This is a genomic window from Paraburkholderia sp. PGU19 (genome assembly GCF_013426915.1).
GTDB lineage: Bacteria > Pseudomonadota > Gammaproteobacteria > Burkholderiales > Burkholderiaceae > Paraburkholderia.
Window position 1 is genome coordinate 1132871 of the sequence record NZ_AP023182.1, and the last position, 25625, is coordinate 1158495.

Here is a 25625-nt window from a genome sequence, read left to right on the forward strand (position 1 = left end):
TGCTTTTATCGACAGCAGGCTTGTTGAGTGGAACGACGACGGCAATTCGAAATTGTACATAGGATTCCTACTCTATAATTGCTAATTCGGTTTATGTCGAGTTAATGGTCCGGAGGGCTCGTCGTCCAACTGCCGCACCGTCCGTCTTCAAGGAGAAAATGCCGTTCAGGCGAAGCGGCCGTTCGGTCCGACAAAGCGTCTCGAGCCTGACGGCGATCTGAACAATGGCGGATGTAGACGCCACGCAATTCTGTTCTCGGCATACCCGCATGACACTCATGCGGGTATGGTTACCCGTCATTTTCTTCAGCGCGGAGGCGAACAGATCCCTGTTCCCCGTCCCGGTCCGTCTCGATAGCCGCGACCACACAGTACGCGGGAGCCGATTTTTATAGGGCGTTTGTATATTGCGGTTAATACCTGGTGTTGTGTTTGCAGCGTCTTAACCTTTTCTTAAGGTTTGTCGGTCGAGAATTCATGTCGCAATGGTCGACAGCGAGCAAAAGCACCAGTTCCTGACGGGCTTGCATAACGTCCAAGCGCCGTTCACAGGCAGTATCCACTGTGACGCGATCCGAGACAGCGTTCTTTAATTCACAAGGTATGCTAATCAACTGGGGGGGCCATGTCCACCAGATCATTGGCATTCTTGAGCCGCACCTGCAAACGCCTGATCCTCGCTTCGGCTTTAAGTACCGTCAGCCTGGCGGCTCACGCTGGCCTTGATCATGAACTGGCGTACGACCAGAGCGGCATCTGGAATCGCAACGTCCAGCTGGCACTGGAGTATTCGGCAATCGCCATTGCAGCAGGGGGCGCGCTCTGGCTGGGCAACGACAATGAGCTTGGCCATACCTTCTGGCAAACGGCGGATTCGGAGGCTATATCTGCGGTTGCCGCGCAGGCCATGAAATACACGTTTCGCCGTGCGCGCCCCAATAGCGGACAGGGGCCGAACGCGTGGTTCGTGAGCGGTGGCGACAGCTTCCCAAGCGGCGAAGTAACCTTGCAGGCGAGCTTCGTCACGCCGTTTATCGTCAACTACGGACGTCGTTACCCGTGGGTCTGGGCACTCGAACTGTTGCCCGCTTATGACGCGGTCGCCCGTATGAAGGCGCAGGCGCACTGGCAAACAGACGTCCTCGCGGGTTGGGCGCTGGGTACAGCGGTCGGCTACCTGGCGACCACATGGGAGACGCCCATATTTGTCCAGATCCTTCCGCATGGCTTGACCGTGGGCTTTGCCAAGCGCTTCTGAGAACCGGCGATTCGGCGATCCTACGCTCCTGGTTGTGACATCACCGCTCCAACGGCGCTCACCGCCGGCACATCCACTGTGCATTCTGCGGGCGAACGCAACGCAGTCGGCGGCGCCCGCGCGCCACGCCGGCTCAAGGTCTGGGCGGTAATCGCTAATATCTTAAACGTCAGATATTAGCGATAACCGGCCGACGCTCGGTCAGGCGCGGCCGGTCAGCACGATTCTGGCGCCTCGGATCCCCGGTTCACGCAGCGACGCACGCCGTGGCGAACTCGGCAAAAAGAACGGCCCTTCCGTTTGCTGCCGCGTCGGTTCCGTATTGTCCATGCATGCGGGCGTGGACGATAGCCCGTCGGCCAGTGCTTGCCCGGAATCACGCCCCGCCGCCAGCAGAACCGAAGACGCCAGTGCGCCCGACTGGCACCGAAAGGTACGGCGCCCTTTCCCCGATCGCGTGATCCGCATCATGCGTCCCCTCGTATCCGCTCGCCACAGCCGCCGTACGCGTGACGGACCTGCGCTCACGACAACGTCGAAGGTAGTTGTAGGGAAAGAAAATTATAATGGGTGCGCCCCATTCATATTCGGATCAGCCGCATGATGTGTCCCTCTCATGCCGCGCAAGAGCATTGGGCGTCCTGACCTTCTGGCATCAGAACGCGGTCACCGCACAAGCCGATCCACCCACCCTATTCAGCCATGCATACCCAGTTCCGCTTTTCCTCCGCGGCTTTCGTGCTCGCGCTTGCGAGCACTCTGTCTGCCTGCTCGACGCCGAAGCCGCTTTACCAGCAAGAACAGTTCGACTCGGGCGACAGCCCCTATATGCACAAGTTCGTCGCGAAGGCGGAACCCGCTTGCGAAGCCGCCCGCCGTGCGTTGCTCAGCCAGGGATATATCGCCAGCTCGACGAGGCCCGATTCAGTCGATGGCTCGAAAAATTTCCAGCCCACCAGCGACTCACACGCGGTGATCGAAATCCACGTAGTCTGCATAACCAACGACCCAAAAAACAACAGCAGTACGGCGTATGTGAACGCGGTGCAGGATCGCTATGCCCTGAAGAAAAGCAACACGTCGGCGAGCGTCGGCCTCAGTGTGTTCGGATCGCTGTCGCTGCCGATCGGCTCGAGCGATGACTCGATGGTGAAGGTTGCAAGCGAGACGATTCCTGCCGGCGTTTTCTATCAGCGTTTCTTCGCGCTAGTCGAGTATTACCTGAAGGCTGACTCCGACCAGTCCGCCGCCGTTGACGCCGCCGCGGCGCCGAAGGCGGCGCTGCCGTCGATGAACGACGCCGTGCCGCCGATCGGGGCAGCCCAGACAGGCAGTGATTCGGAGAAGGCGACGAGCGCCAGGTAAGCGTCGCCGGCATCTTACGCTCGAACCGTGTTTCGTCCGCCCGCTTTCCCGCCTTGTATCCAGCGAGGAAGATACGATCAGCCTGGCTTGCGATGTTGCCGCACCCGGACGCGCCGGGGCGCCTTTTACCGGCACCAGGCACCAGGCAGACGCGAACGGATTCAAGACCCGGCGCCATGCGTTAACCGTGATTGCCGATGTCTTGTACCTGTCGGTCGACAGCGACTCGCAACATCAAATCGTTCATGGGTGTAACGCGCTACTGTTCACGACCGCCAGTTTGTGCAAGCGGATGGCCTATCAATATGTACTGCTTATAATTTAGGTTGACAGTTTGATTTATGTCAAATTATGTAGTTACCCTAAATATGTGGCACCGAAGTATATTCCGCATCGTGCTCGCCAGCCGTCGCCCTATTCCCAGTGAATCTTCCATGCGTGCGACGGTGCGATGGTTTGCCTGATCGAGGGTTTTGGCGACTTGTGACTATCAAATCCTGCTGGGCACGGCCCGAACCGGCGTTGCCTGACGGCGGCGATCGGCATTTCCTGTCCGAATCCGTGCCGATTGCGAATGCACCAAACCGACCCACAAGGGACGGTCAGCGGCGGCTACCTCACCGGCCGTTTACAGCGACGAAGCAGTCTTCCAGATGCGATTACACTTGACCGGTTCATGCGCGCAGCGCCTTCGCAAGATCCGCGAGCCGGTACGGCTTGTGAACAAAAATAAAGTCGCTGAGGACGGCATGCTCGTTGCGCAATGCCGCCTGCGGATAGCCTGACGTCAGCACGATCTTGATGCCAGGGTGCGCCTCGCGGACCTGACAGGCGAGTTCGATACCGCTCATGCCGCGCGGCATGGTGATATCGGCAAACAGCACGCCGATGTCCTGCCGCTCGTTGAGTATGTCGACAGCCTCCGACGCACTGCTGGCTGGCACGACTTCATAACCGATGCTGACAAACAGCTCAGTGGCAACCGCGAGCACGTCGGGCTCATCCTCGACGAGCAACACTGTCTCGACCTTCCTTTTTGGCGCTGGTGTCTGCGCAGCATCGACCAGCTGAGCGGCTGGCAGGTACAGATCAACTGTCGTACCGGTACCGACCTTACTTGAGATAATGACATCGCCGCCGGATTGCATGATAAACCCGTACACCTGGCTTAGCCCAAGGCCTGTGCCTTTTCCCGCCGGCTTAGTGGTGAAAAATGGCTCGAGCGCTTGCGCCAGCACGTCATCCGGCATGCCCGAGCCAGTGTCTGCTACCGAAATGCGAACGTAATTGCCCGCCGGCAGCGCGGCCGTCACCGGACGGTGGGATTCGACGGATTCGGTTTTTATGGTTATCACACCGCCTTCCGGCATCGCGTCGACGGCGTTGACGTAAAGGTTTAGCAGCGCAGCTTCGAGACGCGCTGCGTCAACGACCGCAAAGGCTTGCCTCTCGTGCAAGGAAAGCTCGCAATGTATCTGCCGGTTGCCAGCACGTCGCAGCATCGGCTCGAAATCGCGGATCAGCGCATGGAGGTCATAGACCTGTGCCTGCAACGGCTGTTGGCGCGCAAACGACAATAGCTGCTGCGTGAGGGAAGCGCCGCGCTCGACCGCGCGCCGCATGCCTTCGATCATCTTCATGTCGAGCGGCGTTCTTGACTGCATCGCCAGGACCTGCAGGCCGTTGGACAGTACCGATAGCAGATTGTTGAAGTCATGGGCGACACCGCCCGTCAGTCTCCCGATCGCTTCCATCTTCTGGGCCTGGAACAGCGCGGCGTTCGCCTTTTCGAGTGCCGCCGCCGCCTCCCTGCGCTCTGTGATATCGCGGGTCACTTTCGCAAAGCCGACGAGCGTCCCCGTCTCGTCCCGGATTGCATCGACAACCACATGCGCCCAGAAACGGGTTCCGTCGCTGCGAACCCGCCATCCTTCACGCTCGGCGCGACCATCCTTTGCCGCCGTCGCGAGAATCTGTGCCGGCAAGCCCGCAGCCCTGTCCTCGTCAGTGTAGAAGCGGGAGAAATGCTGCCCGACGATTTCCGCCTCGCTGTATCCCTTTATCCGCTGCGCGCCGAGGTTCCAACTGGTCACGATTCCTGTTGGAGAGAGCATGAAGATCGCGTAGTCCGTCACACCCTGTACGAGGATGCGGAACTGCTGTTCCGTTCCATATGTCGCTGATTGAGTGGTGCCTGGATCGCTCATGCGCTCTCGCTACAAGGGTTTATGTTTCACATTTGTTTTATCTTAACCGCTGGCGCGCGGCTCCAATGGACAAGTGCTACGCGTAAGTGGACATGGGGCCTCGAGGGCGGCTCAGACGAAATCAGACGGAGTTCCATACGCACCGCTCGGCGACCAAGGCCGGCTGTCCTAACTGCTCGTCGCCACCAGGTTTCGAAAACTCAGTTGACGACGATGCCAACGGCACGAAGTCCATTGGCACGCCCATTGCTACCTCTCACAATGTTGGCCGCGACAGGTTAGACTGCGCCCACTTCATCGATTAGAAAAAGCAGGAGCGCGACCATGGGGTCGTCAGAATTATTGCGGGTGGTCGTGCTGGCGGGATCGGCGGGCAGCCTGAACGAGCTACGCACGATCGTCACCGCGCTACCGCAAGAACCGGGCTTTGCCGCACTCGTGATCACACATCTTGATCCGGGCGAGGAAAGCCACCTTGCTGACATTCTGCAGGCGGATTCTCGTGTGGTCGTCGAGAGACTGGTTCACCAGCGAAAGATCGAGCACAACCGGGTCTACGTGCTACCCGAGAACGCTGGCGTGATCGCGCTGGACGGTCACTTTCGGCTAACCCGTCGTCAGGCCGGCCCGAATCTGGTGATCGACGCCTGCCTGGCTTCGCTCGCGCAGGATCCGGATGTAAACGGCGCGGTGGTCATCCTCTCTGGGACCGGTCAGGATGGATCGGGCGGTCTGGTGGACCTGAAGGCCTCTGGTGGCTTTGTCATCGCGCAAAAGCCGGAGACGGCCAGCCACCCGGGCATGCCAACAGCCGCGATCGATACCGGTCTGGTTGACGAAGTACTGCCGCCGGAAGATATCGCCGGCTGTCTTGTCCGGCGCTTGGGCGATCCGGTCCGCGGGGACGAGGTAGCTAATGCGCAGATGGGCGACGCCGACGCGCTCGGTGTTGCGCTGTCAATTGTGCAGCAGAAAACCGGCATCAACCTCGGCTATGTCAAGGACGTGAACCTGCGCCGGCGCTTCCTGCGCCGCGTACTGCTGCAAAAGGACAGGGATGTCGACGCCTACCTGCAACTGCTGCGTGGCGATGCCCGCGAGGCCGCGGCGCTTCGTGACGACATCCTGATCGGCGTGACCGCCTTCTTCCGGGATGCCGAGTTCGTCAACGTGCTGCGCCAGTCGGTGATTCCGGCGCTGCTGGAGACGAACGACGACCCGATCCGTGTCTGGGTGCCGGCCTGCTCAACAGGCGAAGAGGTCTACACCATCGCCACGCTGCTAAAGGACGCGCTCGATCGCGCAGCGCTGCACCGACGGGTGCAGATCTTCGGCACCGATATCAACGAGGCGTCGATCGAGGTCGCCCGCGCAGGCCGGTACAGTTCAGGCTCGGTCGACGACGTGCCTGAGGCTTTCCGGGAGAGCACTTTCGCCGCGACTTCCGGTGGCTACGTTGTGCGCAAGTCGATCCGCGACATGTGTGTGTTTGCGCGGCACAACGTACTGGCCCACGCGCCCTTCTCTGGCATGGGCCTGATCAGCTGCCGAAACCTCCTGATCTACCTGCGCAAGGAGGCGCAGCAGCATGCGCTGGAGGCGCTGCACTACGCCTGCCGCCCCGACGGCTTCGTGCTGCTCGGCCGCGCCGAGGCGGCAGCAGGGGCGGACGGCTTCGAGCACGCAGGCGCGCCACATCTCTACCGCAAGATTCCGGTGGCCAGACGGCAGCAGGCGCTATTCCCGATTGATGCATTGCGACCATGGTCCAGCGAAGGTGGCGCACCACCGGCCCGACGCGCTCAGCCAGTGGACCCGGTTATCGAAGCAGCCACCCGCACGGCGTTGGAGCGCTATGCGCCGCCCGGCTTCGTCGTCGACGAGCGGGGCGACGTGGTGCAGTTCCGCGGCGATGTTTCGGAGTTCGTGGCGCCGGCCAGCGGCGAAGCCTCGCTAGCCCTGCCGCGCCTGCTGAATCCTGAGTTGAACGTGCCGGTGCGCACTGCGCTGATTGAAGCCAGGCGGACGGGCCAGCCAGTGCGGCGTGAACGCGTGCCGCTCGGCGACAGGCGATATGCACTCGAGGTGCTGCCAGTGGGCGCCGAAGACCTGGTGCCACATTTTCTGGTGACGCTACATCCGTTGCCCCTGGAAACGTCCGCCGAGCCCACCATGAATCCCGACCTGCATTCGGGACACGGTCGTCTTCAGGAACTGGAGCGCACGGTTACGACGCTGTCTGACGAACTTGAGGCGACGCAGAAACAGTTGAAAGCTGTAGTTGCTGAGTTCGAATCCGCGAATGAGGAGTTGCGGACCGCGAATGAGGAGATGCTCAGTACCAACGAGGAACTGCAAAGCGCCAACGAGGAGCTGCTACTGGCCAAGCAGGAGCTGGAGTCCGCAAACCAGGAACTTGGCTCGCTCAATGATGAGCTCAGGACGCGGAACCAGCAACTCGACCGCGCTAACGACGACCTGAGTAACCTGGTCGAAGGCATTCCGCTGCCGGTGGTGCTGCTCGACAAACAGTTGCGGTTGCGTCATTTCTCGCCGCAGGCCCAGCAGCTGTTCGGCTTCCCGCCCGATAGCGTCGGGCAGCCGATGGCGCAGCTAAGCCAGATGTTTTCAACTGGCGACCTGGAGCGTATGGTGGTGTCCGCGGTCCAGGGGTTGACGGAAGTGGAGCACGAGTACCAGGACGCCAACGGCCATTGGTGGCTGGTCAACGTGCGCGCCTACCGGACGACCGACGACCGGATTGACGGCGCTGTGCTCGCCGTGCAGGACATCGATGAACTCAAGCGCGCCGTCGACAACGCGCAGACCGCCCAGCGCGACGCTGAGACAGCCAATAATGCCAAGGACAATTTCCTCGGCATCGTCTCGCACGAACTGCGCGCGCCGCTCAACGTGATCGCCAGCTGGGCGGCGGTTCTCAAGACCGCCAGCGAGCGCGGGCTGCAGACTGACGACAAGACGGCCCGGCGCGCGGTGGAGACGATCCTGCGTCAATGCCAGTCGCAGGCAGCGCTCATCGATGACCTGCTGGACGTTTCGCGCATTACCTCTGGCCGTTTCGCGCTTGACGCGCAGCCGGTTGACTTCGCCGCGACCGTGCGCACCGTTGTAGAAGGTCATCGACCGGCGGCGACGACGAAGGAAATAACACTGGTCAGCTCCGGGCTTCACGACGAAACCATCGTTAGCGGCGACGCGCGTCGCCTTCAGCAGGTGGTGTCCAACCTGATTGGCAACGCCTTGAAGTTCACTCCGAATAGCGGTCGTGTCGAAGTCGCACTTACGCGGCTGGGCGCGCTGATCGAACTGTCGGTCGCCGACACCGGCATCGGCGTGAACCCCGATCTCCTGCCGCATCTGTTCGACCGCTTCATGCAGTCTGACATGAGCCGCACGCGCCAGTACGGTGGACTGGGATTGGGGCTATCGATCGTCAAGCATCTGGTCGCGGCACACGGGGGTACGGTGGCGGCGAGCAGCGAAGGCGAAGGCCGTGGCACGCGGCTCACCGTACGACTGCCTTTGGTGCAATGCGCAGTAATGACAGTGGCGGACCCTGTAGGACCTGTTTCCAACTGGTCGGCCACACTGGATGGCCTGTCGATACTGCTCGTTGACGACGACGAGCAGGCGCTGGAAGCATTGGCTCATCTTCTGCGCAGCCAGGGAGCACAGGTACAGACGGCATCCCGGACGAACGAGGCAATCGCCTGTCTCGCGGCCGGCTCATTCGATATCCTGGTGAGCGATCTGGCCATGCCCGGCACCGACGGCTATGCGCTACTGCGCAGCGTTCGTGAACGCGAAGGCGGCCGTCGGCGGGTCTATGCACTTGCACTCAGCGGTCTGGCGTCGCTGCAGGACCGGGACGCAGCAATTGCCGCCGGCTTCGACGATCACCTGCCCAAGCCGGTGAACGCCGAGATTCTGCTGGAGAAGCTTGTGCTCGGCCGTGGCCGATGAGCATTCGGGAAAGGCGACGCCGTCCGGCGGCAGGAATCGATCATAAGGTCCGAAGGTCCCCAACACGGTGCGATGCGGCCGTTCGAATGACTGCATGACGAATGCGACGAACGGCAGGAAGTGGCCGTACCCGGTCCGACGATGAGTCCGCGGAGGCACCGCCGACGATGCCTCCGCATCAGGCAGCACCCTAAGCAGCCGGTCGTGGGTCGAGGCGGGAGCGGGCCGCGGCGTTATTCTCCTCATTGCAGCGACGGCAGTGCCACAAACGATCTTCGTTCTATGCTGCGCGTTGCCGCCGTCGCAAAACGGCGGCAGTAAAGGTTCCTGCCAAACGGGTCCAATACAACACCTGGAGAATCCCCCAATGAAACAGTCTCGTCGCACGTTTCTGATTACGAGTCTTGGCGCCGCTTCGGCGCTCGCCCTCTCGCGCCAGGCATTCGCCGATGCACCGCACGTTAGCGAAAGCGACCCGACCGCGGTAGCGCTCGGCTACAAGGAAGACGCGACCAAGATCGACAAGGCCAAGTACGGGTCGAAGTACGTGGCCGGCTCAATGTGCAGCAACTGCTCGCTGTATTCGGGTAAGGCGGCCGACGCTTTTGGCCCGTGTGCACTGTTTGGCGGAAAGCAAGTCAACAGCAAAGGATGGTGCAGCGGCTATACCAAGAAGGCCTGATCTACGGGAAGACGTGGTGTCGACGAAGCGATCTGCGTCGGCATTGCCGCACGGCTCGCCTCGACTTCCCAATTCGGCATTCGATCGGTCTGCTGTCGCCGTCCTCTCGTACCACCGCCCACTGCGCAACCCGCTCAGAGATGGCTGGCTAGGAAATTCATTGTCCGGCCGAGCGCGAGCGCCGAAGCGCGCTGGCGGAAGACGCGCGGCCGATGCAATTGAAGCTGTGCCCCGCACCGGGTAACCCGGGTAATAAAGGTCCCTCCCAAACCGGTCAAACAGGCCGATGACCTGACCTTCTTATTGATCCGCGTAGCGCGCCCACATCGGCGTGCTACATGGATCTTCAGTTAAAGACAAAACACCAACGTGGCGGATCATCAAGTATCTGCCGCAAGCTTCCGAAGTCGTTGATGACCCAGGAGGCAAGAAAATTTATCTGACCGAGGTGCTCCCGAGGCTGTCAAGGAGGTGATATTCGGCTCGAAGATCAGTACCGATGCGCAGAAGCAAGTCGAACAGGCACTACAGGCGCGCGCACCGGCCCGATGCGATCGGCTCTGGTCGACCCTGAGTCGACATTCGGCTCCACGCTAATCGGTCTTCCGGTTCTCCGGTATCAACTGAGGTTCACACCGTCGGACAGCATCGTGCAGCGTTGACCGAGGTCCCAGCGGATCATTAAGGCTGCGCGCAATCACGCTCGCCAGGGCGCGGTGCGTGCAAAAGGTTGTCGATGTCGGCCTCCGTCTCTTTTTGAGATTCTTTCTCACTCGCTGTGATGCGAAGACAAGGACGCGCTCTTTTAAGCCGTGACCTTGCAAATGACTCTCAATGTCGCCGCGCGCCACCGCCACGCCACAGGCCTACGCGCTCGCTCGAAATCAACTCTGCGTTTGCCCGCAGTAGGGTCTTGAAATCGTTGTCTCCCACACCAACCAATGCAAAAGGCACTCGCCGTTTCACGGTCGCGACGTGCCGCTAAACGCGGCGGAAAGCGATCGCTGGGGCAAGCTTTTGCCTCTTGCAACGGTCAGTATTCGGGTCGCCCCATAAAGGTGCGCGGCTGCTCATCAGGCCCGTGACACAAGTGGCCTCAGTCTTGTCGCTCGATTAGATGAACACGCGCTACGTTTTGGAAGTTGCATTGTCCGCTAGTTAAGGGGCGCCCTCCGCCCTATTAAAGGAGCGCTCCAACCGGGTGTTCGCGTGATCGGCGCGCACGCCCCGCCCGACAACGGGGATGCGCGCGCGACGTAAGGCGGGCTTGAAAAGGGATTGGAATCTGCCTACTGTCAAAACCGGGCCGTGTCGGGCACGAATGACGATCCATAGACGCTGTATGTGGTAACGCCATCGTATTCGCCTGATCATTTAGGAGCACTGACATGAGTGAGACGATCTCACTGTCCAGTAATGCACTCATCCGCATTTTCAGCCTGTTCAATAACTACCCGTCCGACGACACCCCAGGCCGCCTGCAAGGTCCGTGGGGACCTTATGGTCCCGGGGGGCCGGTGCTCGGCGAGGGATGGCAACAGCTCGCTCGTCAGCTCGGCCCGGCGAGCAACCCGCAGCCAAGCCCGTGGCGCTTCTCGGCGCTCGCGCGGCTGGCTGCGCAATACATTGTCCAGTTGGACGATCTCGCCAGCGTGTCGGGCGCCAAGGACTCTGAGGCATCCATCCGGCTCGTGCAGCGCGTGGTCGAGGACGTCTGCGGCAACGACTTTCGCTGGCTTCTGGCGCGATTCCGGTCTGGCAGGCCTCACCATCCCGAGCCGCCTGATCCGCCCATCACCAGCGCCGATCCGATCGAGATCGCGGCATTCGGCGTTCAATTTCTGGTGACGGGAAAACTACTCGGCGATACTGCGCTCGCGGCCGCCTTTACACGCGCTGGCGAGCACATGGCAACGACGGCGCTCGAAGCTGCCGGCAAGGCCGAGGCGTCCTAAACGGGCCAATGTGGCCTCGCGCCTCTAAACACCGCGGGCCGCCCTGCTGGAGTACAGCTGCATAGTCGCTCTGGCCAAGTGCGCACGATCCCAGGGAGACCCGAGTACCCCAGTCCAATCCCTCGTTGAAATCGAATCAGGGAGAACATCGGATGCGTTTGATCATCCGGCTTTAATCCATCGCTGGTTTGACTTGGAGAACTAATCATGAACAACAAGAATCTTCGATTTTCGGTACGTTGGGACACGATCTCATTCCGAGCATTGACAACAGCGCTGGCATTAAGTGGTTACTGTAGCCTCTTGATCGCTGCGCCACCGGAAAATGTGCAAGTCAATCCGACCATCGACAGATACTTCCTGAAAAACAAGCAGAATGAGCCCGCTCTCGCCCAGAACCCCACGAATCCATTGAATCTCGTCGTCGGTGCCAACGACTCGTACGCCGAGCCTGAATGTACCGATTCCACCCCGTCGAGGTGTTCCCTTTCGCTTACAACCTCGATTTCGGGCTTCTATACATCGTTCGATGCTGGAAGAACGTGGTCGTTCGGAGGACTCCTCGACCTGTCCGGATTCGGCGAGTATGCCTATGGTGACCCATCCCTCGCCTTCGACCGGCAAGGAAACGCCTATTATGCGACGCTCGCGTTCCCCTATAACTCGCCGCCCGGGGCCGCCCCGAGCGACCTGTTCGTCGCCAGGTCCACAGATGGTGGCAGCACCTTCACATCCGTCGCCAAAGCCAGTGGTGACGCCCAGGGTATTTTTGACGACAAGGACTCCATTGCTGTCGGCCCCGATCCTACGAATCCGTCGCAGGACAATATCTATGTTGCCTGGACGAAATTGTCAGGTGGAGGCAGTCACCCGAATCAGATTCTCTTCGCGCGATCGACGGATGGCGGAGCCACATGGGCAAAGCCATTGCACCTGAGCTCGGCAGACACTACCGCCAACACATTCCGCACTGGAGCTGCAACCAAGGTTGGTCCAGACGGCACAGTCTACGTCATCTGGCTTGATACCAAGGGAACGCCAGGCATCTTCATGACTACCTCCCGTGATGGCGGAAATACGTTTTTACCGCCCGGGAAAATCATAACTGTTGCGGCTGTCAACGATGACAGCCTACCGCTTTCAGGAACAAGCTTCCGTCAAACCGGACGACTGTTTCCTTCGTTGACCATCGGTCCCAACGGAACGCTTTACGTCGTTTGGTGCAGCCACACTAACAACCATGCGGACGTATGGGCAACAAGGTCGACCGACGGCGGCATGACCTGGTCGACTCCCGTCTCGGCCGGGCACCTGGACAACCAAAGTGCATTCTTCGCCTCAGTGGCGGCGGATCCTAAGAACAAGGACAAGGTAAGCGTGATTTTCCAGGCTATGGACGACGTTTCGCCAAACACGGCCCCGGGCGCGGGAGTCGTCCATTACGACAGTTTCTTCACGCAGTCCACGGACGGGGGCGCGACATTTGGGGCACCGCTACGCATCAGTACGATGCGTTCAGACCCTGACGGCTCAAGCCTCAACGGCCTGCAGCAGCAATTCGTTGGTGACTACATTACTGCCGTCTCCGATTCACAGGGAGGGCGAGTGTTCGCTGTATGGACGGACGCACGTAACGCCAGCCCCTGCGCTGCCGTAGACGCGTATCGAACTGCTCTGGCGGCGGGGAGCGGCGCCACGGCGCCTGATGTCATCACACAGTGTCCGAAGGCGTTCGGCAACACCGATATCTATTTCCGCAGTGTGAATTATTGAACCTGTAGCGCCGCCGACGGCGGTCGTCGGCTCATCGCTCCGAACGGGCCGCACTGCGTCGGCGCAGCCGAACCCGGCAGCATGGCGGGTCGCGCGGCAATCAGTGGTCTTGTTCGTTGCGCGCTGATCCTGTATCGGGTAACGCGGGCGCGGCTGCGCGCCGATGGCGAGCGTTCTCATGCCAACGACAGCTGGGGCGGGGCCGACGTTGGTCGGTCCTTCACTCAAGCCAGGCGGAAGTTGTGCGGGTACGGCATCGGCGGTCACGCCCAGCGTGGCCGGGCGACGCGACAGGCGCTTGACGACCCACATCAGCCAATCGCCTCGGGCGGATGAATGACCGCTTTGACAGAGCGATCCGCCATCTGTGTGTATCAAATCAGTCAGGACACTTAGGTTGGTCGCGATCCGGTACAGGTAGTCCGGACACGCAGCGGCCTTGCCGTGCGAGTACTCGGTCAGTACGCGTTCTTCACGTCGAGAACCTCCTGCGAATATGCCTCTGCGACCGTATTTTCTCGCATTCTGTCCGCCCGGATCATCTCGCTGGCGCGTTCGGCGATCATTAACGTCGGCGAGTTGGTGTTGCCCGACGTGATGACCGGCATTATTGAAGCATCGACCACCCGTAAGCCACACACACCATGCACGCGCAGACGGGAATCTACCACCGAGTCCGGATCATCTCCTTTTCCCATTCGGCAGGTTCCCACCGGATGAAAGATGGTGGTTCCGACATTGCCAGCCGCATGCCGCAATTCTTCTTCGGTCTGAAACTCGATCCCGGGAAGGACCTCCCGAGGACGAAACCGTTCAAGGGCCGACGCCGCAACAATACGCCTCGTCAATCGCAGTGCGTTGGCCGCGACATGAAGATCGTGCTCCGTGGAAAGATAGTTGGGTGCAATTCTCGGTGCCGTCGCGGGATCACTCGACGTGATGTGTACGCTGCCCCGTGACGACGGCCGCAAATGACAAACGGACGCCGTAAACGCGTCGAACGAATGCAGCGGCTCGCCGAACCGTTCGAGCGATAGCGGCTGGACATGGTACTGCACATCGGGGCGCCTCAGCGTCTTGTCGTTCGGATCCGACTTCGCAAAGACGCCAAGCTGCGACGGCGCCATCGCCATCGGCCCGCTTCTGAAGAGCGCATATTCAAAGCCGATCATCAATTTGCCCCACCAGTGAGCGCTGAGGGTGTTCAAGGTCCGCACGCCGTCCACCCTGAACGCTGTGCGCAATTGCAGATGATCCTGCAAATTCTCACCCACACCGCGCAGATCTTTTATCAGTTCGATGCCAAGCTTTGCCAGACGATTGATGTCCCCAATCCCCGACAACTCAAGCAATTGAGGCGAATTGACGGCACCGGCGCACAAGATCACTTCGTGCCGCGCCCTGGCCACACGGTACTCGTCACCAACGCGGAACTCAATGCCGGAACAGCGCTGGTTCTTGAACACGAGTCGCTGCGTCTGCGCATTCGTGAGGGTAGTCAGATTCTTCCGATTTGCGGCAGGGCGCAGATATGCCTTCGACGCATTCCATCGGATGCCATGCCTCTGATTGACATCGAAATACCCGACGCCGGTATTGTCTCCACGATTGAAATCGTCCGTTGCGGGTATGTCGGTCTGTTGTGCGGCTTGTGCAAACGATTCGAGAATGTCCCATCTCAATCGTTGCTTTTCCACGCGCCACGGGCCGCCTGCACCATGAGCATCGCTTGCGCCCCCATGATAGTCCTCGCTCTTCTTGAATGCGTCGAGAACCGAATCCCATCCCCATGAGTGGTCGCCCGTTATGCGAGCCCAATCGTCGTAGTCCTCCCGCTGACCGCGCATGTAGATCATGCCGTTGATCGACGAGCAGCCGCCCAGCACCCGGCCTCGCGGATAAGCCAGCGCCCTGCCGTTGAGCCCCGGCTCCTCGCATGTCTTGTAACGCCAGTCGGTCCGTGGATTCCCGATACAGTAGAGATAACCCACCGGTATATGAATCCAGTGATAGTTATCCTTTCCGCCCGCCTCTACCAACAGCACAGACACGTCATCATCTTCGCTCAGGCGACTGGCGACCACGCAGCCGGCCGTACCTGCTCCGATCACGATGTAGTCGAACTCGCCGGACGATTGCTCCGATCGGGTTCCGTCGTCGATCCTTTCTGCTGACATCACGCCTCCTGCTTGTTCTGCATATCGATTTCACTCTGTTGCGCAACGCCTGCGGCCTCGAAAGCCGGTTCGACGATCGCAATCCCCGACATCGTCAACTCGCCGTCTGCCTCGCGACAGATCTGGAACGCAGCCATTCCATCGTAACGAGCAGCAGACTCGAAAAGACGATCAAAATTGACGCGAGCGCGGCGATAGTCGGCGTGATGCTTTCGCGAATCCCGATGAACATCTGAAGCGGGAGCGTTCCCTGAGTCGGTCCGGCAATGAACATGGTGATCACGACGTCGTCCAGCGAGGTCGCGAACGCGAACAATGCTCCGGAAATCACGCCGGGGGCGATGATTGGCAATGTGACCGAGAAGAACGTCCGCACGGGCGACGCGCCCAGGCTCAGGCTAGCCCGCACATAGTTGTCGTTGAAGCCGGCAAGCGTGGCGTTGACCGTGACCACGACAAACGGCGCGGCGATCACCGTGTGCCCGAAAATCAGCCCGGCATAGGTGCCAGACAATCCCCATCGCGCAAACTGCAGATACATTCCGACGCCGGTAACGATCACTGGCACGATCATCGGCGAGATCAGAACGGCGACCAGCACGCCCTTGCCCCTGAACGACGCCTTGTTCAGTCCCAATGCCGCCAACGTGCCCAGGACGGTCGCGAGCACCGTCGCGATCGGCGTCACAATCAAGCTATTGGCGCCGGCGCGCGTCCATTCCACAGCCGTGAAGAGATTGTGATACCACCTGAATGAAAACTCGTGTATCGGATAAACGAGGAATGAGTTCTCGTTAAACGAAAGTGGCATGATCGCCAGTATCGGCAAGATCAGAAACAGGAGAACCATGACATTGGCCGATCGCAGAACGTAGTGCCACACAATTTCCGGCGTCGACATGTAGGGTGCGAAACGTGGGACGTTGGTTTTCATGATGCTAGGCCACCTTCAGTTCTTTACCGACGACCTTTCGATAGACGCTGAACAGGATCAGCGTCACTAGTAGGAGAACTGCGCCAAGCGCACACGCCATCCCCCAGTTCAGGGCCATGTTGGTGAAATACGCGATGTAGTAGCTGACCATCTGATCGCCTGCACCGCCTAGCAAAGCTGGCGTGATGTAATAGCCCAGCGCGGTGATGAACACCAGCAGGGCGCCCGCCCCGACACCGGGAAGCGTCTGCGGCACATAGACCTTGCAGAATGCCCCGAAGGGATGACTTCCAAGAGAAATCGCGGCTTTCGTATAGCTGGACGGGATGGACTTCATGACGCTGTAGAGTGGCAGAATCATGAACGGCAGCAGGATGTGGGTCATGGAAATCAGCACCCCCGTCCTGTTGAACAGGAGTGGCAGCGGCGTCGAAATCACATGCAGCGCCATCAACGCCTTGTTGACAAGACCCGCTCCCTGGAGAATCACGATCCACGCCGAAATCCGAACGAGAATCGACGTCCAGAACGGAAGCAGCACAAGGATCATCACGAGATTCGCCTTTCGTGCCGGCAGAATCGAGATCCAGTAGGCGAGCGGAAAACCCATTAACAGCGCAGCGAGCGTCACCATTCCGCTAATCACGAAGGTACGCATGAACACCGCGCGGTATGCGGATGCACCGTTCTCTACCGGCATGATGCGACCATCAGGCGTTTCTCGAAAGTCGATCGTGGCGAGGAGATACTGGCTCGTATAACGGGATGATTCGTTGGCGATCGCTCGCCAGTAACTCGCGTCTGCCCAGCGGGAGTCGATATCGATCAGGCGTTTCTTTACCTCCTGTGCGGAAAGCGCCGCATCGTTATCCCCAAAAGGAAGCGCACTGGTCGTCTTGTATAACAACGAGCGAAAACCATCCTTTTGGCCATTCAGTCGACCCGCCGCGCTACCCGCCTCGTTATTTCCTCCATTGCCTTCCACGTCAAGCATCAGCGCACGGTAAGCCTCATCGGGAACGGTCGACTTGCGATCCCAATGTCTCAAGGCCGAGGTTGTCTTCGGTAACGCGTCAACAACCTCGGGACTTTGAATTGAACGCGAGATCATCGACGCGACCGGCATCACGAACACCAGCAGGATAAAGAGGGCAAGCGGCGCCACCAATGCGACCGCAGCGACTTCCTTACGCAACTGCACGGCTCGCAGTGATTTCTTGAGCTGGCGCGTGTGCCAGCTTTGTTGCTGTGAAGTAATAGCGCTCATGCTTTTTTCCCCTTACCTTGCGGCCCAAGCGGTAAAGCGCTGTTCGAGGCCGTCTCCGTGGTCGGTCCAGAACTCGACGCTGCCCGCAATGGCGTTCTTACCGTTCGTGGGAGAATTGGGAAGCGCGCCCAGGATCGTCCCATCGAGCAGCTTGAAAGTCGCCTCGTTTACCGGGCCATACGGGATCTTTTGCGCGAACGTGGCCTGAGACTGCGGTTTAAGTACATACGAAATGTACTTTTCGGCCGCTTCCTTGTTCTTCGAGCCCTTCGGAATCGCGAAGAAATCCAGGTCGTAAATGCTCTGATTCCACGCGATAGCGAGCGCCCGGTTACCTTCGCGAACCGCGGCGTCGATACGGCCGTTATAGGCAGTCGACATTGCAACGTCACCCGCGATCAGGAACTGCGGTGGTTGCGCACCCGCCTCCCACCACTGGATGTAGGGCTTGAGTTCGTCCATTTTTTTAAACGCGCGCTCGACGCCCGCAACCGTGCCGAGCACGGTGTAGACATCCTTCGGCGCCACGCCGTCCGCCATCAGCGCGAACTCCAGGTTGTATCGGGCCTCCTTTTTCATCCCGCGCTTGCCCGGAAATTTCTTGACGTCCCAGAAATCCTTCCAGCCTTGAGGTGTTCCCTTGGTCAGCGTCGGGTTGTACGCCAGGACCGTCGACCACACAAATGTTCCAGCCGCACAAGGTGTGACCGCCCCGCTCACCAGGTCGCTTTTTTTCGCGATGTTGGACCAGTTCAGCTTCTCGAAGAGGCCATCCTGGCAGCCACGACCGACGTCGGCGGACTCGACCTCCACGACGTCCCACGTAACGTTCTTGGCCTCGACCATCGCTTTCACCTTAGCCATGTCGCCGGTGTACTCGATGGCATTCGTCGCAATACCCGTGTCCCTGGCGAACGGTTCTACCCAGGCCGCCTTTTGCGCGTTGCCAACCGCGCCGCCGTAGTTGACGGTCGTTAGTCCGCCGGCAGACGCCGTCGCCGACGAACATGCCAGCAACGCGGCGCAAATCATTCTCAAGTGCGATTTCATGGTTTTCTCCTGCTGTGTGGTGCAAACGGAGGATGTCAGTTCAAGATCTTCAGATGGTCTTCGCGGAACGACAGGGCGATCCTGGCGCCCGGATGAGCGCGCGAATGCCCGTCGTGTTCGAGCGCAACCTTGACGAAACACTCTGTGTCGCCGGGGCCGCGACAACGCAGTCGCACGTGGTCGCCAAAATAGATGGCGTCGAGCGTTTCGGCGTGGATGACATTCGCAGCGACTGCCGGGCGAAGTTCGACCGAGAGCCGCTCGGGACGGATAACGGCCGTCGCCTGCGTACCGACTCCGGCGTTTGCGACGTTCAATGCACGCACCGTCGTCCCGTCGGCGAGCCGCAGGCCGCAATATTCGCCGTCCTTTGCGACGACCATGCCCTTTAGCCGGTTGTTATCGCCGATGAAGTTTGCAACGAAAAGATTTCTTGGCGATTCGTACAGGCGATCCACCGTATCGAGCTGCTGGATCTCGCCCTGATCGAACACCGCGACACGATCGGACATCGTTAGCGCTTCGCTCTGGTCGTGCGTGACATAGACGAACGTCAGTCCGAGCGCTTCATGCAAGGCCTTCAACTCGAGCTGCATGTGTTCGCGCAACTGCTTGTCGAGCGCGCCGAGCGGCTCGTCCATCAGCACGAGCTGCGGATTGAAGACCAGTGCGCGTGCAAGGGCGACGCGCTGCTGCTGGCCGCCCGACAGTTGACTCGGCATCCGCTTGCCCAGCTTTCCCATGCCGACCATTTCGAGCGCTCGTTTGACCCTGGAAGCCTGCTCGTCCGGCGGCACTTTCCGAACCTTGAGCGGATATTCCAGATTCTGCGCAACCGTGAGATGAGGGAAAAGCGCGTAGTTCTGAAACACCATCCCGATGTTGCGTTTGTGAGGCGGGATCCGGTTTAGCAACTGCCCATCGAGCCAGATCTCTCCATCGGTCGGATACTCGAATCCCGCAAGCATCATCAGACAGGTGGTTTTTCCCGAGCCAGACGGACCGAGCAAGGTCAGAAACTCGCCTTTCTGAATATCGAGATTTAGATCTTTAACAACTAACGTTTCTCCATCATATGTCTTCTTGACATGCCGAAAGCTAACCAGAGGTTTAGTCTGACCCTGCATGGTTGTCTCCAATATTGAAATTGCCGCATCTCGCCAGTGCGTTCGCACTTTGGATGCGTTTCTCATTGATTGGCCCGTTGAAGCGCCCGTGCAAGCTTTTCGTCGTCTGCTGCAACGTTCGGCTTGCACCATGCTTCGCTGGGGAATGCTTGACTTGTAGCCGCTGCGAAACGGAGAGGTGCGTCTAGCTGGGCAGATACTCTTCGGACCAGCTGTCGCCAACGGCATGCCGCGCCATCAGCATTTCGATCTCGGCATCGCTATATCCGAACTCGCGCAACACAGCGTGCGTCGACTCACCGAATTTCTCAGCCGACGGCAGCGCGCGAATCCGGGCGTGACGCGGGCGGATCGCAAAGGGATCGAGTTGCGTGACGCATCGACCGCTCGGATGGTCCGCATAGACGCTGAATGAATAGCTACCGTTGTCGATCCCGGGACGATCATCGCAAGGCCGGCTGTTGTGCCGGCGCAGATTGACGATGTTGTCCGGCACCGCCGCAGCGATGTTGGCGGCCTGTAAACGGGTCTGCCAAGTTCCGGCGGAGGCTGTGTCGAGCGCGGACGCGAGAAAGGCAGCCGGATCCTCGGCGGCAGCGATCCCTTTCAGGCCGTCTACCCCATCGAGCTTGGCCAGTTCACGCTCGCTGGTATCCACGTAGATCCAGTTGTCAGCAGCACGGTAGAAGCGGGACATCGCCGTGAAGCCTTGTGCGTCGCGGCCGGACGGCTCATCGAACGGGCGGCGGTTTGCGTAGTCGTACGAGAACGGAACCTGCACCAGATTGCCGAGCGCCGCGAGGGAAGTTCTGGCCCGCCCGGATTCGCCCGTTCTGGCCTTGCGGTACAGGGCGGCGGCAACGCCCAGCGCTGCCGCGAATCCGCACATGACATCGATCGTCCCGACGTGCGCGTGCTCCTCCGGCGTCTGCATCCCACCACCGAACCGCGCCATGATTCCGGTACACGCCTGGATCAAATCGTCGTAGCCGAGATAGTCGGTCCGCGGTCCGCGCCGCGGACCGCCAAAGCAGTCCAGTTGGCAGAAGATCACGCCCGGATTGACAGAACGTAGACTCGCTTCGTCCAGCCCCAGCGGTGCCAATTGCCGATCCGGCGCGTTCATTACGATCACGTCGACGGACCGTGCAAGCCGGTTGAACACCTCACGTCCATCCGGGTGATTCAGGTCGACGAGCACGCTCCGCTTGCCGCGGGCGGAAGACATCCCGAAGACCACGGTATTCCACGGGTCATAATTCGGTCTGACAGGGTCGAGTTTGATGACGTCGGCACCGAACCGGCCGAGAAACGAGGTTGAGTGCGGCCCGGCAATCACGTTGGTCAAGTCGAGGACGCGTACCCCTTCGAGCCACCCCTTCGAGCAGTTTTCACACGAGGGAGGCACTCCAGCGCTCCCCTGCTCGTCCAGAATGGCCACGGCTTCCTGGAAGGTCACTGTGCGGCGCGACGCCGGTGAGAGCATCAGTTCGGCGCAGTCCTCGAGCCACGAGACCGGACCGGGCTGTTTCATCGCGCCATACTCGAAGTCTTCGACGTCCACGACCAGACCAGCGGCATTCGCATGATCGTCGTGCAGCCACTCCCGCGTGGTGCGATGCGCAGCGCCCGGGAATCCCCCTTCACCGAAAATCTTCTCCCACTCCGCTGCCGTTTTCGTCAGGAAGACTTCCTTCATGCGCGCGGAAATGCGCTTGGCCCAATGCTCGGGCAACGGATAGACCCCCAGCGAAGCGTCCCCCTCCCATTCGGAAATCGGCAGATATGGGTCGTCTACAAGCGGCAATCCGGCCGCCAGCATTTCCTCATACAGCCCCATCGCCTGCAGGCAGCGCCGCGCGTGCGAGCGGTGCGACGGACACACCGCGTAAAATTTGCGGCCGTCGGCGCACTCGTAGGTACGATAGAAGGGATCCAGATAGTCCTGCAGGGCCTCATACGACAGATTCATCGGCAGACTATTCGACCGGCGCCGCTCAATCTCCTTTTCACGCAGGGTCTTGTATCGCTCGGGATAGCCTTCAATATGGATTGAGTTGTACGAAAGCCCCTCCATCACGGCTGAAGCCAGGGGGACTTCAATTTCATCTCCGAGGCCGGTGCGCTGCCGCGCCTGCAAGGCCAGAGCGACGGCGGATACACCCAGCATCGTGCCGTAGGCGGAGGCGAGCGGCAGAGGCGAGAAACTCGGGTTGATGCCCATCAATACGCGATTCTGTCCCATGTCCGTGAATACGCCGGATGCCGAAGCGATGATCGGCTCGAACGCGCGCCATTCGCGCCGCAACTGGTCATTGCTGGCGAAACCCGGCATCGAAAGGGTGATCAGTTGAGGGCTTTGCTCACGCAGCTTTGCGAAGTGCAGGCCCAGCCGCGCCATTACGCCCGGCCGGAAGTTCTCGATGACGATATCCGCGCGGTTGATGAGGCTTCTCGCTTCTTTTAAACCGCTCTCAGACTTCAGGTCGAGCCTCAGGCAATGCTTGTTACGGTTCAGAACGGCATTGACCGGACTATCCCAAAGCGGCCCAGTCGGAGGATCGACATGAATTACGGTAGCGCCAAGATCCGCAAGAATCATTGCCACGGCCGGGCCCGCAATATACTGGCCGAAGTCGATGACTTTTACGCCGCTGAACGGCAGTTGCTTACTATTTCCCATAATCTGCCAAGTCGCCTCCAGACCCGTCGCATCATGCGACCGTCGATCGTCATGTTGTGGATAGACCTGTCACCGTCAGTCATCAGCATCAAGACGCCTGTTTGGTGAAGATCAGAGTGGATGGACGCAACTTTCGGCCGGAATCCATGGCCCGTAAAGCAATAAAAAAAACGATGGTGGGTCGGTTTTTTTTATGGCTCAAGCAGACGAGTCGGACGGCTGGGCGCCGTACAACGATGAACTGGTGCGTGTGCCAGGTCGACCGAAGGTCAGTACCTTGCGTGCGCTTCTCCGGCCTGTGCACTCAACCATGCGACGAACGCAGCCGCATTGGGGTTAACGATGCTGTGCGGAGAGTAGACGAGGTAGAACGCCTCACTGGTTGGAAGCCGACGCTTCAGTGGGGCGATCAGTTGTCCGGAGATCAGCATGTGCTCGACGAGCGACGAACGCGCGAGTGCGACGCCCTGGCCAAGTTCAGCCGCTTTCAGTGCGGAGATAAGCGTGTCGAATTGCATACCCTTCGACGAATCGACCTTCGAAGCACCAGCCTTTTTTAGCCAGTATCCCCAGCCCTCTTCGTAGCCGAGCACGTGGAGCAGTTCGTGATGCGCGAGATCCTTGGGCGTAGACAGAGGCGCTTTCGGGGAAGGCAAGCCGGGCGCGCAGACGGGCAGCAGCGTATCCCAGGTCAGTCGCTCCGCACGCAGGCCAGTCCATTTCCCGTGGCCGTAGCGGATCTCCAGATCGGCTTCGACATCGGTGACGCTGCTATCGCCTCCCCAGATATTACTGGTGATGCGCAGATTAACGTCTGGATACCGCTTCCGGAAATCGGGCAGTCGCCACGAGAGCCAGTGCGTGAAAAACACAAGACTCACGCGCACGGTCAGCATTTTCAGGTGTCCTTGCCCGAAGATCTCGTCCGTGGCAGCAGCAAGTCGCTCGATCGCTTCATGGACAACTGGCAGATACGCAAGCCCGGCCTCGGTCAACTCGATGCCGCGCGGCAGGCGCTTGAACAACGCTGTTCCAAGCTGAGATTCGAGTCCCTTCACCTGCTGGCTAACGGCCGCCTGGGTAAGGCTCAGCTCGGTCGCGGCATGTGTGAAACTGAGGTGCCGGGCCGATGATTCGAAAGCGCGTAACCAATTGAGCGGCGGGAGTCGTTTCATCTTGAGAATAATTTAGCGGATCGGGCGGACAATTGGGGATTCTCGCATTCTATTGCGCCGATTCATTCTGCGTCACCCGGCGGCGAGGTGCGTCTTCAAGATTGCACCCTCATCCTCACTGGCTGGTCCCGAACTCTCAACGGACACATTTCTAGGGATCCGCCAGGGACCGGAATTGGCCGAGGCTGTGTAAAAACGCCTGGGCCGGCCGGCTTGCAAAGGAACTGATGTCGCGCATTTGCCGCACGCCAGATTGCGTGCGTCTGGGGCGATTGCGTTGCCTACCCGCGAGTGATTCAAGTGCCGTTAGATTATGCGCCCCGCAGCTTCATTGCCCGCATCGCGCCAGCGAATCCCAGAATTCTGATGACGCGTTTGAGGTTATATGCCAGCACGTGCAAGCTCATTTCGGCTGCAACGCGGCCAAGCCCGCGCGTCTGGAAGTGGGTCGAACCCATCCAGTGTTTGAGGGTGCCGAACACGTGCTCAACCGTTCGTATCGTCATTTGCGTCAAGCTGGCGATCCAGTCTGAGTTGCATCTTCTCAAGTACCGCTTCGTGTTCCCATCGGCGGATGCGCCTGTAATCAGCCGGCGTGCACTGGCTTTTGATCGGGCATCGCGGGCATGCACTGCTCCAGTAGGTATGCGTTTTCAGCAGGTTGGTGCCCTCAAGCGAGGTGTATCTGTATATTGCCCGTTGACCGGCCGGACACAAGTACTGGTCGTCCTTGGCAATATAGATGAAGTCAGCCCGATCGAACCTCCCGTCAGCCTTCGCACCTGGGGTCTGCGATTTCGGTACCAGTGCCGCAATGCCCGCGTCTGCGCAAGCCTTGATTTCTGGCGCGCTGAAGTATCCGCGGTCTGCAAGTGCCTTGATCTTCTTCCTGCCCATGACGTCGCGCGCAGCCTTGGCGATCGTGCTCAACTGTGCCCGGTCACTGCTGACATTCGTGACCTCGTGGGTGACGACAAGATGATGTTTGGTATCGACAGCTACCTGAACGTTGTAGCCAACGACACCTGTGCCTTTGGCTTGCGAGATCATCGAGCGTGAATCAGGATCGGTTAGCGAGACCTGCTTCTCCGGTAACTTGTTCAGGATCTCTGCTGCACGATCCAGATCGCGCATCTGTTCGCGCAGCGTCTCGATCTTTTCCCGCAAACGCTCGGTCTTCGCTACTATCTTGGCTGGTTGCGTGCGATCGGCTGTCTCCAGTGCATCCAGGTAGCGTTGAATGCTTTGTTCGATCTGCTCCTGGCGTCTCTCAATCTTATTGGGCGTGAAGTTCTCGTCGCGGCTATTGACCGCCTTGAACTTGCTGCTGTCGATGGCCACTGCGGCTTGCGTGAACAGCTTCAGGTCTCGGCATATCACCACGAAGCGTCGACATACGTTGCGAATGCCTTCCCCATTGCTTCGCCTGAACTCGGCAATCGTCTTGAAATCCGGCATGAGCCGGCCGGTCAGCCACATCAGTTCGACGTTGCGCTGGCACTCCCGTTCAAGACGACGGCTCGATTGCACTCGATTGAGATACCCATAGATATAGATCTTGAGCATCACTGCCGGGTGGTAAGACGGGCGCCCCGTGCTTGCCGGCATGGCTCCTTCGAATCCCAGCGATTCCAGATCGAGTTCGTCTACGAATGCGTCGACTATCCTGATCGAATTGTCTTCGGCGATGAAGTCTTCGAGGCACTCCGGCAGCAGGGCTGCCTGATTGCGGTCTACACCTTCGACGAATCGCCCCATCTTTGCCTCGCATACCAACGGGTTGATCCAGTCTAGGCGACCAAGACGTAGTTAACCAGGACGTTTTTACACAGCCTCGGCCGCTTGTCGCCGTGTGGGGGAGGCCGAAAACCACGGGCTTCGGCTCCAGACAGCAGATCCTTGATTTGACATCAATATTTATTGAGGACAACCCGCAAAGCCGTATGCAGCTGGGAGCGTTCTAACCGGAAATTTGCGCCGAAATCAAG

Annotated in this window: 15 protein-coding genes and 1 pseudogene; 6 read left to right on the forward strand and 10 right to left on the reverse strand. The window is 59.7% G+C overall.

Annotation, left to right across the window (positions count from 1 at the left end):
• Window positions 1–625 precede the first annotated feature (625 nt).
• Complete coding sequence (locus H1204_RS45615) at window positions 626–1258, forward strand: phosphatase PAP2 family protein (protein WP_180735515.1); 633 nt, start codon at window positions 626–628, stop codon at window positions 1256–1258.
• Between the two features lie 702 nt (window positions 1259–1960).
• Window positions 1961–2485, forward strand: a pseudogene (locus H1204_RS45620) (DUF2242 domain-containing protein); the annotation flags it as partial.
• Window positions 2486–3297: 812 nt separating this feature from the next.
• On the opposite strand, the gene H1204_RS45625 reads toward H1204_RS45620, so the two are convergent.
• Window positions 3298–4830, reverse strand: a complete 1533-nt coding sequence (locus tag H1204_RS45625) for a PAS domain-containing sensor histidine kinase (RefSeq protein WP_180735517.1) — start codon at window positions 4828–4830, stop codon at window positions 3298–3300.
• A gap of 324 nt (window positions 4831–5154) precedes the next feature.
• Here H1204_RS45625 and H1204_RS45630 point away from each other — a divergent pair, with 324 nt between their 5' ends.
• The 4 genes from H1204_RS45630 (at window position 5155) to H1204_RS45645 (ending at window position 13224) form a co-directional block, all read left to right on the forward strand.
• On the forward strand, window positions 5155–8814 hold the full coding sequence (locus H1204_RS45630) for a CheR family methyltransferase (RefSeq protein ID WP_180735518.1): 3660 nt from the start codon (window positions 5155–5157) through the stop codon (window positions 8812–8814).
• A gap of 367 nt (window positions 8815–9181) precedes the next feature.
• Window positions 9182–9496: a high-potential iron-sulfur protein gene (locus H1204_RS45635; protein WP_180735519.1), complete on the forward strand. Its 315-nt coding sequence runs from the start codon at window positions 9182–9184 to the stop codon at window positions 9494–9496.
• Between the two features lie 1388 nt (window positions 9497–10884).
• Window positions 10885–11451 (forward strand): hypothetical protein, encoded by a 567-nt coding sequence (locus H1204_RS45640; RefSeq protein ID WP_180735520.1) that lies wholly within the window; start codon window positions 10885–10887, stop codon window positions 11449–11451.
• A gap of 207 nt (window positions 11452–11658) precedes the next feature.
• Window positions 11659–13224, forward strand: a complete 1566-nt coding sequence (locus H1204_RS45645) for a sialidase family protein (RefSeq protein WP_180735521.1) — start codon at window positions 11659–11661, stop codon at window positions 13222–13224.
• A gap of 458 nt (window positions 13225–13682) precedes the next feature.
• Here the strand turns inward: H1204_RS45645 and H1204_RS45650 are convergent, their stop codons facing one another.
• The 9 genes from H1204_RS45650 to H1204_RS45685 form a co-directional block, all read right to left on the reverse strand.
• Window positions 13683–15401, reverse strand: a complete 1719-nt coding sequence (locus H1204_RS45650) for a GMC family oxidoreductase N-terminal domain-containing protein (protein WP_180735522.1) — start codon at window positions 15399–15401, stop codon at window positions 13683–13685.
• 94 nt (window positions 15402–15495) lie between these two features.
• Complete coding sequence (locus tag H1204_RS45655) at window positions 15496–16335, reverse strand: ABC transporter permease (protein ID WP_180735523.1); 840 nt, start codon at window positions 16333–16335, stop codon at window positions 15496–15498.
• Window positions 16336–16339: 4 nt separating this feature from the next.
• Window positions 16340–17602: an ABC transporter permease gene (locus tag H1204_RS45660; RefSeq protein WP_180735524.1), complete on the reverse strand. Its 1263-nt coding sequence runs from the start codon at window positions 17600–17602 to the stop codon at window positions 16340–16342.
• 12 nt (window positions 17603–17614) lie between these two features.
• A complete protein-coding gene (locus H1204_RS45665) occupies window positions 17615–18652 on the reverse strand; it encodes an ABC transporter substrate-binding protein (protein WP_180736339.1) in 1038 nt (345 codons plus the stop codon).
• Between the two features lie 35 nt (window positions 18653–18687).
• The gene (locus H1204_RS45670) at window positions 18688–19779 is read right to left on the reverse strand and encodes an ABC transporter ATP-binding protein (protein ID WP_180735525.1); all 1092 of its coding nucleotides are present in this window, start codon (window positions 19777–19779) and stop codon (window positions 18688–18690) included.
• 184 nt (window positions 19780–19963) lie between these two features.
• On the reverse strand, window positions 19964–22462 hold the full coding sequence (locus tag H1204_RS45675; protein WP_180735526.1) for a CoA transferase: 2499 nt from the start codon (window positions 22460–22462) through the stop codon (window positions 19964–19966).
• 269 nt (window positions 22463–22731) lie between these two features.
• The gene (gene gcvA, locus H1204_RS45680) at window positions 22732–23637 is read right to left on the reverse strand and encodes a transcriptional regulator GcvA (RefSeq protein WP_180735527.1); all 906 of its coding nucleotides are present in this window, start codon (window positions 23635–23637) and stop codon (window positions 22732–22734) included.
• Window positions 23638–23948: 311 nt separating this feature from the next.
• Window positions 23949–24185 (reverse strand): transposase, encoded by a 237-nt coding sequence (locus H1204_RS52260; RefSeq protein ID WP_243469029.1) that lies wholly within the window; start codon window positions 24183–24185, stop codon window positions 23949–23951.
• Window positions 24124–25395, reverse strand: coding sequence for an IS1182 family transposase (locus tag H1204_RS45685; protein ID WP_243469030.1), 1272 nt, complete (start codon window positions 25393–25395; stop codon window positions 24124–24126). The genes H1204_RS52260 and H1204_RS45685 overlap by 62 nt, the downstream gene beginning before the upstream one ends.
• Between the last annotated feature and the right edge of the window lie 230 nt (window positions 25396–25625).